Source organism: Enterobacter sp. MALB-1 (assembly GCF_041021625.1).
GTDB lineage: Bacteria > Pseudomonadota > Gammaproteobacteria > Enterobacterales > Enterobacteriaceae > Enterobacter > Enterobacter oligotrophicus.
The window spans coordinates 1,881,151-1,894,694 of the sequence record NZ_JBDPJL010000001.1; the positions used below are offsets into that span (position 1 = coordinate 1,881,151).

A 13,544-nucleotide genomic window follows, 5' to 3' on the forward strand; every position below is an offset into this window, starting at 1 on the left:
ATTTCAGAAAAGAGAAGATTGTTGTGGGATAGAGGGGGCGTTGCCTACCGACGGAACCGCAGCCTGCAAGGCCTGCCAGAGAGCATCGACCAGTTCGGGAGCCTGAGCGATATCCGGCGTATGCAAAAAGAGATACGGCGTGGTGGTTTGCTCCCATTTTGGCAACGTTTGCAGCCAGACATTAAATAATGCCTGATTTTGCTGCATGTTATCGCTGCCGATAAACCGGACCATCGGGTTTTTTGCCGTCACGACGGCATGCACCGGGACTTTGGGTTTTTTACGCTGGGCATCAATAATCGCTTCGTTATGCGGAACGGCGCTGTGCACGGGGCGGCTGTCGAGGATCACCCGGTTAATGGCGCGCTCATGCAGGCCGCGATTAAGCGCTTTTTCAGCCTCACCTTTGGCAAAGAATGTGGCGTGTCTGACCTCAACCCCGTAAGTAAACTCGCGGGGGAGGGTGTCCAGAAACTGCCACAAAGCAGGAAGATCGCGTGGTGCAAACGCGGCGGGCAGTTGTAACCAGTATTGACCAATCCGGTTTGCCAGCGGCGACATTCTGTGAAAGAACTCGTCGGTTAAATCGCCGCAGTTACGCAGCGCAGCAGTATGAGATATGGTTGCCGGAAATTTAAAACAGAAGCGGAAATCATCGGTAGTTTGCTCACGCCAGCGCTGGACGATCTCGGCCCGTGGCAATGCATAGAGCGTGGTGTTCCCCTCAACACAGTTAAAGTGTCGGGCATACTCTTCAAGGCTGGTGATGCCCAGACGCACCCATTTCGGGTGCGACCACTGGGGAAGGCCCACATACATCATAAGGCGTTTACGATCTCATCCGTGCTGCGCACACGGCCGATACGCGGGAAAATATGGCTCATGCTGCCCTGATGCTGCTCCGCAGACGCTGCACTGCAGGCATCTTCGGCAATCACCAGATTAAAGCCCAGTTCCCATGCGTTACGGGCGGTGGATTCCACGCCGATATTGGTGGAGATCCCGCACAGAATAATGGTATCAATGCCGCGACGGCGCAGCTGTAGCTCCAGATCGGTGCCGTAGAATGCGCCCCACTGGCGTTTGGTCACTTCGATATCGCTGTCACGTTTGCCGAGTGAAACCGGGTAGTTCCACCAGTTGGCGGGCAGAGCCTGTGCCGCCGCCTGCGCATCGACAGGTTGTTTCAATGCTTCGGCGAAATCTGCTGACCAGCCGACACGCACCATGACAACAGGCGCACCGTTGGCGCGGCATTTTTCCGCCAGACGCGCGGCACGGCTAACCACCTCGTCAGCGGTGTGCGGGCCGCCAGCAAAGGGGAGGATCCCTTCCTGTAAATCAATCACCACAAGTGCGGTTTTGGTGGCATCAAGTGTCAACATAATAACTCCAGTTAAATAAAGGTGTTGGCTACACCTTACGACGTTCTGACCTGTTATCGGGCGGATAATTTTGTTAATTTTTGTGAGAATGCGCAATAAGAGCGCAGCAAACGTGCGTCAGGCCGCGCTTCTCTCTTATCGTCAGGCGGAATTTCCAGTATAATAGCCGCCTTTTTTCATCCAGTTGTGACATACAGTAAAGCTGCGACAATCAGCCTGCGGCTAATTAAGGGATATCTCATGCGTACAGAATATTGCGGGCAGCTGCGTCAGTCCCACGTGGGACAGCAGGTGACCCTGTGTGGTTGGGTCAACCGTCGTCGTGATCTTGGTAGCCTTATCTTCATCGATATGCGCGACCGCGAAGGTATCGTTCAGGTGTTCTTCGATCCGGATCGTGCGGACGCGTTGAAACTGGCTTCTGAGCTGCGTAATGAGTTCTGCATTCAGGTCACCGGCACCGTTCGTGCGCGTGACGAGAAAAACGTAAACGCAGACATGGCGACCGGCGCAATTGAAGTGCTGGCGTCTGACCTGGTGATCATCAACCGTGCTGAAGCGCTGCCGCTGGACTCTAACCACGTCAACACCGAAGAAGCGCGTCTGAAATATCGCTACCTGGATCTGCGTCGCCCGGAGATGGCCCAGCGCCTCAAAACCCGTGCGAAAATCACCAGCCTGGTGCGTCGCTTTATGGATGACCACGGTTTCCTCGATATCGAAACCCCGATGCTGACCAAAGCCACGCCGGAAGGCGCGCGCGATTACCTGGTCCCGTCCCGCGTTCATAAAGGCAAATTCTACGCGCTGCCACAGTCTCCTCAGCTGTTCAAACAGCTGCTGATGATGTCCGGCTTCGACCGCTACTATCAGATCGTAAAATGCTTCCGCGACGAAGATCTGCGTGCTGACCGTCAGCCAGAATTTACCCAGATCGATGTGGAAACCTCCTTCATGACGGCCGGGCAGGTGCGTGAAGTGATGGAAGCGCTGGTGCGTAGCCTGTGGAATGACGTGAAAGGCGTGGAGCTGGGCGATTTCCCTATCATGACCTTCGCCGAAGCCGAGCGTCGCTACGGCTCTGACAAACCAGACCTGCGTAACCCGATGGAGCTGGTGGACGTTGCGGACCTGGTGAAATCCGTTGAGTTCGCGGTATTTGCCGGCCCGGCTAACGATGCGAAAGGGCGCGTGGCTGCCCTGCGCGTACCGGGCGGAGCGGCTCTGAGCCGTAAGCAGATTGACGACTACGGCAACTTCATCAAAATCTACGGCGCGAAAGGTCTGGCCTATATTAAAGTGACCGAGCGTGCGAAAGGTCTGGAAGGTATCACCAGCCCGGTAGCGAAGTTCCTGAACGCAGACATCGTGGAAGCGATCCTTGAGCGCACCGGCGCGCAGGATGGCGACATGATCTTCTTCGGTGCAGACAACAAGAAAGTCGTTGCGGATGCGATGGGCGCGCTGCGTCTGAAGCTCGGTAAAGACCTGAACCTGACCGACGAAAGCAAATGGGCACCGCTGTGGGTTATCGACTTCCCGATGTTTGAAGACGACGGCGAAGGCGGCCTGACCGCAATGCACCACCCGTTCACCTCGCCAAAAGACATGACGGCGGCAGAGCTGAAAGCGGCACCGGAAGATGCGGTCGCAAACGCCTACGATATGGTGATCAACGGTTACGAAGTGGGCGGCGGTTCCGTGCGTATTCACAGCGGTGACATGCAGCAGACCGTGTTCGGTATTCTGGGCATTAACGAGCAGGAGCAGCGCGAGAAATTCGGCTTCCTGCTGGATGCCCTGAAATACGGTACGCCGCCGCATGCGGGCCTGGCATTCGGTCTTGACCGTCTGACCATGCTGCTGACCGGCACCGATAACATTCGTGATGTTATCGCCTTCCCGAAAACCACTGCCGCGGCGTGTCTGATGACCGAAGCGCCAAGTTTCGCTAACCCGGCAGCTCTGGCTGAGCTGGGTATCGATGTGGTGAAAAAGGAAGAGAAAAACTGATATGACATATAAGCGTCCCGTTTCTGTTCTGGTCGTCATTTATGCAGAAGACACGAAGCGGGTGCTGATGTTGCAGCGGCGCGACGATCCTGATTTCTGGCAGTCGGTTACCGGCAGCCTGGAAGAGGGAGAAACCGCGCCGCAGGCCGCCGCGCGCGAAGTAAAGGAAGAGGTCACCATTGATGTTGCTTGCGAGCAACTGACCCTGAAGGACTGTCAGCGTACGGTGGAGTTTGAAATTTTTAGCCATTTACGTCATCGCTATGCGCCGGGTATTGAGCGCAACACGGAATCGTGGTTTTGCCTTGCGCTTCCCCATGAACGGGAGATTGTGTTCACGGAACACCTGACTTACCGCTGGGTGAATGCGGCGGAGGCTGCCGCGCTGACCAAGTCGTGGAGCAACCGGCAGGCGATTGAAGAATTTGTAATTAACGCTGCCTGAAAAGGCGCGCTCTTTGAGGATACTTTTATGGCAGGTCATAGTAAGTGGGCCAACACCAAACACCGCAAAGCGGCACAGGATGCCAAGCGCGGTAAAATCTTTACCAAAATCATTCGTGAGCTGGTGACAGCCGCGCGTCTGGGTGGCGGCGATCCGGCGTCTAACCCACGTCTGCGTGCAGCGGTTGATAAAGCGCTGTCGAACAACATGACGCGTGACACCCTGAACCGTGCGATTGCGCGTGGCGTGGGCGGTGACGAAGACGCGAACATGGAAACCATCATTTATGAAGGCTACGGCCCTGGCGGTACGGCGGTGATGGTTGAATGTCTGTCTGACAACCGTAACCGTACCGTTGCGGAAGTGCGTCATGCATTCAGCAAAACCGGTGGTAACCTGGGCACTGACGGCTCCGTCGCTTATCTGTTCAGCAAGAAAGGCGTCATCTCCTTCGAGAAAGGTGATGAAGACGTTATCATGGAAGCGGCGCTGGAAGCGGGTGCAGAAGACGTTGTGACCTACGATGATGGCGCAATCGACGTTTACACCGCATGGGAAGAGATGGGCGCGGTGCGTGATGCGCTGGAAGCGGCTGGCCTGAAAGCGGACAACGCAGAAGTGTCCATGATCCCGTCTACCAAAGCGGATATGGATGCAGAAACGGCACCGAAACTGCTGCGTCTGATCGACATGCTCGAAGACTGCGACGACGTGCAGGAAGTGTATCACAACGGTGAAATCTCTGATGAGGTTGCAGCGACTCTCTGATGAGAGCGTGTAAACCGTCTACAGGAGACGCGTGATGTCGATTATCCTCGGGATTGACCCTGGCTCACGCGTCACCGGTTATGGCGTCATCCGTCAGGTTGGACGCCAGTTAACCTACCTCGGCAGTGGCTGTATTCGTACCAAAGTGGACGATCTGCCGTCGCGCCTGAAGCTCATTTACGCGGGCGTGTCGGAGATTATCACCCAGTTTCAGCCCGACTATTTCGCCATCGAGCAGGTCTTTATGGCGAAAAATGCTGATTCGGCGCTGAAGCTCGGCCAGGCGCGCGGCGTAGCGATTGTTGCTGCGGTGAACCAGGATCTTCCGGTGTTCGAATACGCGGCAAGACAGGTTAAGCAGACGGTGGTGGGGATTGGTAGCGCGGAGAAAAGCCAGGTGCAGCACATGGTGCGCACGTTACTGAAGCTCCCTGCTAATCCGCAGGCCGATGCCGCCGATGCGCTGGCGATTGCGATTACCCATTGTCATGTGAGCCAGAACGCGATGCAAATGAGCGAGTCGCGGCTTAATCTGGCGCGAGGCAGGTTACGATAATGACAAATCAGGCTGGATGTTTATCCAGCCTTTTTTTATTATGTCGCATATCAAATTTTCCAGAACGCAGGAGCGTCACGTGATAGGCAGACTCAGAGGCATCATCATTGAAAAACAACCCCCGTTAGTGCTGCTGGAAGTGGGTGGCGTGGGCTATGAAGTCCATATGCCGATGACCTGCTTCTACGAGCTGCCGGATGCGGGCAAAGAGGCGATTGTCTTTACCCAGTTTGTGGTGCGTGAAGATGCTCAGCTGCTGTACGGTTTCAACAATAAACAGGAACGCATGCTGTTCCGCGAGCTGATCAAAACCAACGGCGTAGGGCCCAAGCTGGCGCTGGCGATTTTGTCCGGTATGTCTGCACAACAGTTCGTGAATGCTGTTGAGCGCGAAGATCCTGCGGCGCTGATTAAACTGCCGGGTATTGGCAAAAAAACCGCAGAGCGTTTGATTGTCGAAATGAAAGACCGCTTTAAAGGGCTGCATGGCGACCTGTTTACGCCAGCCGCTGACCTGGTGCTGACCTCCCCAGGCGCGCCAACGTCGGATGACGCCGAACAGGAAGCGGTTGCTGCGCTGGTGGCGCTGGGATATAAACCTCAGGAGGCCAGCCGGATGGTGAGCAAAATCGCCACGCCGGATGCCAGCAGTGAAACCCTGATTCGTGAAGCGCTGCGCGCCGCATTGTGAGGTAAAGGATGATTGAAGCAGACCGCCTGGTATCGGCAGGCACCCTTCAGGCAGAAGACGTGGTGGATCGCGCTATCCGCCCGAAACTGCTTGATGAGTACATTGGCCAGCCGCAGGTTCGTTCCCAGATGGAGATCTTCATCCAGGCGGCAAAGCTGCGCGGTGATGCGCTCGATCACCTGCTGATTTTCGGCCCGCCGGGTTTAGGTAAAACCACGCTGGCGAATATCGTTGCCAATGAAATGGGCGTTAACCTGCGTACCACCTCCGGTCCGGTGCTGGAGAAAGCAGGCGATCTGGCGGCGATGCTGACCAACCTTGAACCTCACGACGTGCTGTTTATCGACGAAATCCACCGCCTCTCTCCGGTGGTGGAAGAGGTGCTTTATCCGGCGATGGAAGATTACCAGCTGGATATCATGATTGGCGAAGGGCCGGCAGCGCGCTCTATTAAAATCGATCTGCCGCCGTTTACCCTGATTGGCGCGACGACGCGTGCCGGGTCGCTGACTTCGCCGCTGCGTGATCGCTTTGGTATTGTCCAGCGTCTGGAGTTCTATCAGGTGCCCGATCTCCAGCATATTGTGGGCCGCAGTGCGCGCTATATGGGGCTGGAAATGAGCGAAGAGGGTGCGTTTGAAGTCGCGAAGCGTTCCCGTGGTACGCCGCGTATTGCTAACCGTCTGCTGCGCCGTGTGCGTGACTTTGCCGAAGTGAAGCACGATGGGTCGATTTCAGCCGAAATCGCTGCCCAGGCGCTGGATATGCTGAATGTGGATGCCGAAGGCTTTGATTACATGGATCGCAAGCTGCTGCTGGCGGTGCTGGACAAGTTCTTTGGCGGACCGGTCGGGCTGGATAACCTGGCGGCAGCAATTGGGGAAGAGCGCGAAACGATCGAGGATGTGCTGGAGCCGTATCTGATCCAGCAGGGCTTTTTACAGCGCACGCCGCGTGGACGTATGGCGACGGTGCGGGCGTGGAATCATTTCGGGATAACGCCGCCAGCGATGCCTTAAATAATGCCGGGTGGTGGCTACGCCTTACCCGGCCTACGGAACGTTTTTGTAGCCCCGGTAAGCGAAGCATCACCGGGGACATGCTGGCTACTGCGCGGTCTTTTTCATCATACTGAAAATAAACAGCACTGCCGCGCACAATACCACCGACGGTCCCGCCGGCGTGTCATAGAACGCCGAGAAGGTTAACCCTCCTGTAACCGCAATCATCCCGATTATGACCGCCACGCTTGCCATCTGCTCCGGTGTGCGGGCAAAGCGACGCGCCGTGGCAGCAGGTATGATTAGCAGTGACGTAATAATCAGCGCTCCGACAAACTTCATTGCCACGCCAATGGTCAATGCCGTCACAAGCATCAGCAGCAACTTCACGCGCTGCAACTTCACGCCATCAACAAACGCCAGATCCGGGCTGACGGTCATCGCCAGCAGGTTACGCCACTGCCACAGCAGAATACCCAGTACCACGACGACACCAATGGCAATGGAAATCAGATCTTCCGGCGTAACAGCCAGCAGGTCGCCGAACAGGTAGGCCATCAGGTCAACGCGAACATTCGACATCAGACTCACCACCACCAGGCCGAGCGAGAGCGCACTGTGGGCCATAATGCCAAGCAGCGTATCAATGGCGAGGTGAGGGCGTTTTTCCAGCCAGACCAGACCGGCGGCCAGCAGCAGTGTAACCACAATCACGGCATAAAACGGGTTGACGTCCAGCAGCAGGCCAAAGGCAACGCCCAGCAGAGAGGCGTGTGCGAGGGTATCGCCGAAATAGGACATTCTGCGCCAGACCACAAACGAGCCGAGTGGGCCCGCAGCGCAGGCAAGCATAACCCCGGCCAGCCAGCCGGGCAGTAACAGTTCAATCATGAGTGTCCATTTCCCCGGCGCAGGACAATTCGTCCCTGTAAATCATGGCGGTGATTATGATGATGGCGATATATTCCGAGCTGTTCGGCACCGCGAGGGCCAAACATAGAGATAAACTCCGGGTGCATCGACACCACTTCCGGCGTACCGGAGCAGCAAATGTGGTGGTTCAGGCACAGCACTTCGTCGGTTTTTGCCATCACCAGATGCAGGTCATGTGAAACCATCAGCACCGCGCAGTTAAGCTCGCGGCGAAGCTGGTCGATCAAATCATAAAGCGCAACCTGGCCATTCACATCGACACCCTGCGTCGGTTCGTCCAGCACCAGCAACTGGGGGCTGCTTAGCAGGGCGCGGGCGAGTAAAACGCGTTGCGTTTCACCACCTGAGAGTTTCTGCAGTGGCGCATCAACCAGATGACCTGCCTGCACGCGTTTCAGCGCCGGAAGGATATCCGCTTTACGGGTGCCAGGACGCAGACGCAGAAACCGGCTGACCGTCAGCGGCAGCGTGGCATCCAGGTGTAATTTTTGTGGCACATAGCCAATACGCAAGGCGTTGTCGCGTTTGATCACACCTTCATCCGGTGCTACCAGCCCTAACACCACGCGGACAAGCGTCGATTTTCCTGCCCCGTTGGGGCCGAGGAGCGTCAGTATTTTACCGGGCTTCAAATCCAGCGACACGTCAGAGAGGACGCGGCGCTGACCAAAAGAGACCGAAATATTTTCGAGAGAAACCAAAGTCGTCATGTCAATTTATGCTTGCAGAAGTCATCGAATGTTATAATATCACATTCCACGCATTCATTACGATGATTAGTCGCATTATGTTACATAAAAATACGCTTCTTTTCGCAGCATTATCCGCTGCCCTTTGGGGTACAACAGCACAAGATGTTAACGCTGCCGTTGTCGCTTCGCTTAAACCGCTTGGATTTATCGCGTCTGCCATTGCAGATGGGGTAACGGAGACCGAGGTATTACTGCCTGATGGTGCCTCTGAGCATGATTACTCATTACGGCCTTCTGATGTAAAACGCTTAAAAAACGCGGACTTAGTTGTCTGGATTGGCCCAGAGATGGAAGCGTTTATGCAGAAGTCGGCAAAACAGGTTCCTGAGGAAAAGCAGGTCACCATTGCCGATCTTTCCGGTGTGAAACCGTTGCTCATGAAAGGGGCTGAAGACGACGGCGACGAACACGATCACGATCATGCTCACGGTGAAAAAGGTGACGGTCATCACCATCATGGCGAGTACAACATGCATCTTTGGCTCTCCCCAGAGATAGCGCGGCTTTCGGCGGTTGCAATCCATGACAAATTAGTGGAACTTATGCCGCAAAGTCGAGCCAAACTTGACGCCAACCTGAAGGATTTTGAGGCACAATTAGCCGCAACCGATAAGCAGGTAGGTAACGAGCTGACACCGCTGAAAGGAAAAGGGTATTTCGTTTTTCATGACGCCTATGGCTATTACGAAAAACACTACGGACTGACCCCGCTGGGGCATTTTACCGTCAACCCTGAAATTCAGCCTGGTGCGCAGCGTTTACATGAAATCAGAACACAGCTGGTTGAGCAAAAAGCAACGTGCGTTTTTGCTGAGCCACAGTTCAGGCCAGCGGTCGTAGAAGCCGTGGCCAGGGGAACATCCGTGCGCATGGGGACCCTTGACCCGCTAGGAACGAATATCCAGTTGAGCAAAGCGAGCTATTCGCAGTTCCTCAGCCAACTGGCGAACCAGTATGCGAGCTGCCTGAAAGGAGATTAACGAGGAAGTGAATACGTGCAACAGATAGCCCGCTCTGTCGCCCTGGCATTTAATAATCTGCCCCGACCCCACCGCGTTATGCTGGGGTCGCTTACAGTTCTCACTTTAGCGGTCGCCGTCTGGCGGCCCTATGTTTACCACCCGAGTTCTGCCCCTATCATCAAAACCATCGAGCTTGAGAAGAGCGAAATTCGTTCTTTGCTGCCTGAGGCCAGCGAGCCAATCGACCAGGCGGCTCAGGAAGATGAAGCTATTCCTCAGGATGAGCTGGATGACAAGATCGCGAACGAAGCAGGTATCCATGAATATGTCGTCTCAACCGGGGATACGCTGAGCAGCGTTCTGAACCAGTACGGCATCGAAATGGGTGATATCAGCCAGCTCGCCGCATCGGATAAAGAGTTACGTAACCTTAAAATCGGTCAGCAGCTCTCCTGGACATTAACCCCGGAAGGGGATTTGCAACGCCTGACGTGGGAAATGTCGCGTCGCGAAACCCGCACCTACGATCGCACTGCCACTGGTTTCAAGATGACCAGCGAACTGCAGCAGGGCGACTGGGTTAACAGCGTGATGAAAGGGACTGTCGGCGCGAGTTTTGTGTCCAGCGCGCGCGATGCGGGGCTGACCAGTGCTGAAATTAGCTCGGTTATCAAAGCCATGCAGTGGCAAATGGACTTCCGCAAGCTGAAAAAAGGTGATGAATTCTCTGTTCTGATGTCCCGTGAAATGCTGGACGGCAAACGCGAACAGAGCCAGCTGGTGGGTGTACGCCTGCGTTCTGCGGGTAAAGATTACTATGCCATTCGTGCCGAAGACGGTAAGTTCTATGACCGTAGTGGGACAGGGCTTGCGAAAGGTTTCCTGCGCTTCCCGACGGCAAAACAATTCCGTGTGTCATCCAACTTCAACCCGCGTCGTCTGAATCCGGTAACCGGTCGCGTGGCACCTCACCGCGGTGTGGACTTCGCCATGCCGCAGGGGACGCCAGTGCTCGCGGTGGGTGATGGTGAAGTCGTTATGGCGAAACGCAGCGGTGCGGCAGGGTATTACGTCGCCATCCGTCACGGTCGTACTTACACCACCCGTTATATGCACCTGCGCAAACTTCTGGTAAAACCAGGGCAGAAGGTGAAGCGTGGCGACCGTATTGCGCTCTCAGGCAACACCGGACGTTCCACGGGTCCACACCTGCACTACGAAGTGTGGATTAACCAGCAGGCGGTGAATCCGCTGACGGCAAAACTGCCTCGTACCGAAGGGCTGACCGGTAAAGATCGTACTGATTACCTGGCTCAGGTCAAAGAGGTCATGCCGCAGCTGCGCTTCGACTAAGCCATCCGTTTTGTTAAAAAGCCGGCGTCTGTATGCGCCGGCTTTTTCTTTTGTGCGTAAGCGGCTGCCTCGCTACACTATCTCAATGAATTTTTGCGTCACCAGACCCTGGAACCCGCATGGAAACCAAAAAAAACAATATTGAATATATTCCTGAGTTTGAAAAATCTTTCCGCCATCCACGCAACTGGGGGGCATGGCTTGGCGTTTACGCGTTTGCTGGCATCGCGATGTTACCCGCGTCTGTTCGCGATCCCGTGCTGGGCAAAATTGGCCGCCTTGCAGGACGAGCAGGAAAAAGCGCTCGCCGCCGTGCGCAAATCAATCTCTACTACTGCTTCCCCGAGAAAAGCGACGCCGAGCGTGAAGCCATTATTGATGCTATGTATACCACCGCCCCGCAGGCAATGGCGATGATGGCCGAACTGGCGCTGCGCGGCCCTGAAAAGCTCCTGAAGCGTGTGGACTGGAAAGGACTGGAAATCATCGACGACATGCGTCGCAATGATGAGAAGGTGATTTTTCTGGTGCCACATGGCTGGGGCGTGGATATCCCGGCAATGCTGATGGCATCCCAGGGTCAGAAGATGGCAGCCATGTTCCACAACCAGGGAAACAAGATTTTTGATTTCGTCTGGAATACCGTTCGTCGTCGCTTTGGTGGACGGCTCCACGCGCGAAACGACGGAATTAAGCCATTTATTCAGTCTGTGCGTCAGGGCTACTGGGGCTACTATCTACCGGATCAGGATCACGGTCCTGAGCACAGCGAATTTGTGGATTTCTTCGCCACGTACAAAGCCACGCTGCCCGCGATTGGTCGCCTGATGAAAGTCTGTCGTGCCCGCGTTATTCCGCTTTTCCCGATTTATGACGGTACAACGCATCGCCTGACCATTGAGGTGCGTCCGCCGATGGACGACTTGCTGACCGCAGACGATCACACCATCGCGCGTCGTATGAACGAGGAGGTGGAGCTGCTGGTGGGACCGCATACTGAACAGTATACGTGGATACTCAAACTGCTTAAAACGCGTAAGCCGGGCGAAAAAGAGCCCTACAAACGCAAAGAGCTTTTTCCGAAGAAATAAATAATACCCCTCTCCCTGGGGGGAGAGGGGATCAAACCTTATTCCACGGTCAATACGCGGGTGGTGTTGGTCGAGCCGATGGTGCTCATCACGTCACCCTGCGTCACGATAACAATATCACCGGACACCAGGTAGCCTTTGTCGCGCAGCAGGTTCACTGCATCGTGCGCGGCCGCGACGCCGTCATTGGTGCTGTCGAAGTGAACCGGGGTGACACCGCGGTACAGCGCCGTCAGGTTCAGCGTACGTTCGTGACGAGACATCGCGAAGATCGGCAGACCGGAGCTGATACGGGAGGTCATCAGCGCGGTGCGGCCGGATTCGGTCATGGTGATGATTGCCGTTACCCCTTTCAGGTGGTTCGCCGCGTACATGGCGGACATCGCAATCGCTTCTTCCACGTTGTCGAACTGAATATCGAGGCGGTGTTTAGAGACGTTAATGCTTGGGATCTTTTCAGCGCCCAGGCACACGCGCGCCATCGCCGCCACGGTCTCTGCCGGATACTGACCTGCAGCCGTTTCTGCTGACAGCATGACCGCATCCGTGCCGTCCAGCACGGCGTTGGCTACGTCCATCACTTCCGCGCGGGTTGGCATTGGGTTGGTGATCATCGACTCCATCATCTGGGTCGCGGTGATCACCGCGCGGTTCAGCTGACGCGCACGACGGATCAGCGCTTTCTGGATACCGACCAGTTCCGGGTCGCCGATTTCCACACCCAGGTCACCACGGGCAACCATCACTACGTCTGACGCCAGAATCACGTCGTCCATTGCATCCTGGTCGCAAACGGCTTCAGCACGTTCAACTTTGGCAACGATTTTCGCATCGCAGCCCGCGTCGCGTGCCAGACGGCGCGCGTAGTTCAGGTCTTCGCCGCAGCGCGGGAAGGAGACGGCCAGATAGTCGACGCCAATTTGCGCCGCGGTCACGATATCCGCTTTGTCTTTTTCGGTCAGCGCTTCTGCAGAGAGACCTCCGCCGAGTTTGTTGATCCCTTTGTTGTTGGAAAGTGGGCCGCCGACGGTCACTTCGGTGAACACTTTCATCCCCTGAACTTCCAGCACTTTAAGCTGTACGCGACCGTCGTCGAGCAGCAGGATGTCGCCAGGTACAACGTCAGCGGGCAAGCCTTTGTAGTCGATGCCGACTTTTTCTTTGTCGCCTTCGCCTTTGCTCAGGTTGGCATCAAGCAGGAACTTGTCGCCAATATTGAGGAAAACTTTCCCTTCTTTGAAGGTTGATACACGAATTTTTGGACCCTGCAGGTCACCGAGGATAGCAACATGACGGCCCAGTTTAGCCGCGATCTCACGGACCTTATCTGCACGTAATTTATGGTCTTCTGGTGTACCGTGAGAGAAGTTCATACGCACCACGTTGGCACCTGCGGCAATAATTTTTTCAAGGTTATTATCGCGATCGGTGGCCGGACCTAAGGTGGTGACGATCTTGGTTCTGCGAAGCCTTCTGGACATGTAATACTCCGTTGACTGAAACAACTTTGGTGTTGCGTGAACAATAAATCGGCCATCTTCTGCTGCAAGGCAACAGGGAGGGGACCGAATGCCGTGAATTGTTACATCTTCGT

14 protein-coding genes are annotated in these 13,544 nt (G+C 55.5%); 9 read left to right on the top strand and 5 right to left on the bottom strand.

What is annotated here, in order from left to right:
• Positions 1–3: 3 nt before the first annotated feature.
• Together ABGB15_RS08965 and ABGB15_RS08970 are read right to left on the bottom strand one after the other, a co-directional pair.
• Positions 4–822: a DUF72 domain-containing protein gene (locus ABGB15_RS08965; protein ID WP_215722234.1), complete on the bottom strand. Its 819-nt coding sequence runs from the start codon at positions 820–822 to the stop codon at positions 4–6.
• Entirely contained in the window at positions 819–1,385 is a 567-nt protein-coding gene (locus ABGB15_RS08970) for a hydrolase (protein WP_215722233.1), read from the bottom strand. Before ABGB15_RS08970 ends, ABGB15_RS08965 begins: the two co-directional genes overlap by 4 nt.
• Positions 1,386–1,625: 240 nt before the next feature.
• On the opposite strand from ABGB15_RS08970, the gene aspS reads away from it, so the two are divergent.
• The 6 genes from aspS to ruvB all read left to right on the top strand — a co-directional run bounded on the left by aspS (position 1,626) and on the right by ruvB (position 6,877).
• The gene (gene aspS / locus ABGB15_RS08975) at positions 1,626–3,398 is read left to right on the top strand and encodes an aspartate--tRNA ligase (protein ID WP_152081420.1); all 1,773 of its coding nucleotides are present in this window, start codon (positions 1,626–1,628) and stop codon (positions 3,396–3,398) included.
• 1 nt (position 3,399) lies between these two features.
• Positions 3,400–3,843 (top strand): dihydroneopterin triphosphate diphosphatase, encoded by a 444-nt coding sequence (gene nudB / locus ABGB15_RS08980; RefSeq protein ID WP_152081419.1) that lies wholly within the window; start codon positions 3,400–3,402, stop codon positions 3,841–3,843.
• A 27-nt stretch (positions 3,844–3,870) separates the two neighbouring features.
• Entirely contained in the window at positions 3,871–4,611 is a 741-nt protein-coding gene (locus ABGB15_RS08985) for a YebC/PmpR family DNA-binding transcriptional regulator (RefSeq protein ID WP_152081418.1), read from the top strand.
• A gap of 34 nt (positions 4,612–4,645) precedes the next feature.
• Positions 4,646–5,167, top strand: coding sequence for a crossover junction endodeoxyribonuclease RuvC (ruvC, locus tag ABGB15_RS08990; RefSeq protein WP_003859749.1), 522 nt, complete (start codon positions 4,646–4,648; stop codon positions 5,165–5,167).
• Between the two features lie 79 nt (positions 5,168–5,246).
• A complete protein-coding gene (gene ruvA / locus ABGB15_RS08995) occupies positions 5,247–5,858 on the top strand; it encodes a Holliday junction branch migration protein RuvA (protein ID WP_152081417.1) in 612 nt (203 codons plus the stop codon).
• Positions 5,859–5,866: 8 nt separating this feature from the next.
• Positions 5,867–6,877: a Holliday junction branch migration DNA helicase RuvB gene (gene ruvB, locus ABGB15_RS09000; protein WP_047345932.1), complete on the top strand. Its 1,011-nt coding sequence runs from the start codon at positions 5,867–5,869 to the stop codon at positions 6,875–6,877.
• A gap of 87 nt (positions 6,878–6,964) precedes the next feature.
• Here the strand turns inward: ruvB and znuB are convergent, their stop codons facing one another.
• Both znuB and znuC read right to left on the bottom strand, forming a co-directional pair.
• Positions 6,965–7,750, bottom strand: coding sequence for a zinc ABC transporter permease subunit ZnuB (gene znuB / locus ABGB15_RS09005; protein ID WP_152081416.1), 786 nt, complete (start codon positions 7,748–7,750; stop codon positions 6,965–6,967).
• Entirely contained in the window at positions 7,747–8,502 is a 756-nt protein-coding gene (gene znuC / locus ABGB15_RS09010) for a zinc ABC transporter ATP-binding protein ZnuC (RefSeq protein ID WP_152081415.1), read from the bottom strand. Before znuC ends, znuB begins: the two co-directional genes overlap by 4 nt.
• Positions 8,503–8,579: 77 nt before the next feature.
• On the opposite strand from znuC, the gene znuA reads away from it, so the two are divergent.
• The 3 genes from znuA (at position 8,580) to lpxM (ending at position 11,950) form a co-directional block, all read left to right on the top strand.
• Positions 8,580–9,524, top strand: a complete 945-nt coding sequence (gene znuA, locus ABGB15_RS09015) for a zinc ABC transporter substrate-binding protein ZnuA (protein ID WP_215722405.1) — start codon at positions 8,580–8,582, stop codon at positions 9,522–9,524.
• Positions 9,525–9,539: 15 nt separating this feature from the next.
• Positions 9,540–10,859 carry a murein DD-endopeptidase MepM gene (mepM, locus tag ABGB15_RS09020; RefSeq protein WP_152081414.1) on the top strand — a complete coding sequence of 440 codons (1,320 nt, stop codon included), beginning with the start codon at positions 9,540–9,542 and terminating at the stop codon, positions 10,857–10,859.
• Positions 10,860–10,978: 119 nt separating this feature from the next.
• Positions 10,979–11,950: a lauroyl-Kdo(2)-lipid IV(A) myristoyltransferase gene (gene lpxM, locus ABGB15_RS09025; protein ID WP_215722232.1), complete on the top strand. Its 972-nt coding sequence runs from the start codon at positions 10,979–10,981 to the stop codon at positions 11,948–11,950.
• A 38-nt stretch (positions 11,951–11,988) separates the two neighbouring features.
• Here lpxM and pyk read toward each other — a convergent pair whose 3' ends face one another.
• Positions 11,989–13,431, bottom strand: a complete 1,443-nt coding sequence (gene pyk, locus ABGB15_RS09030) for a pyruvate kinase (protein WP_112012431.1) — start codon at positions 13,429–13,431, stop codon at positions 11,989–11,991.
• Positions 13,432–13,544 lie beyond the last annotated feature (113 nt).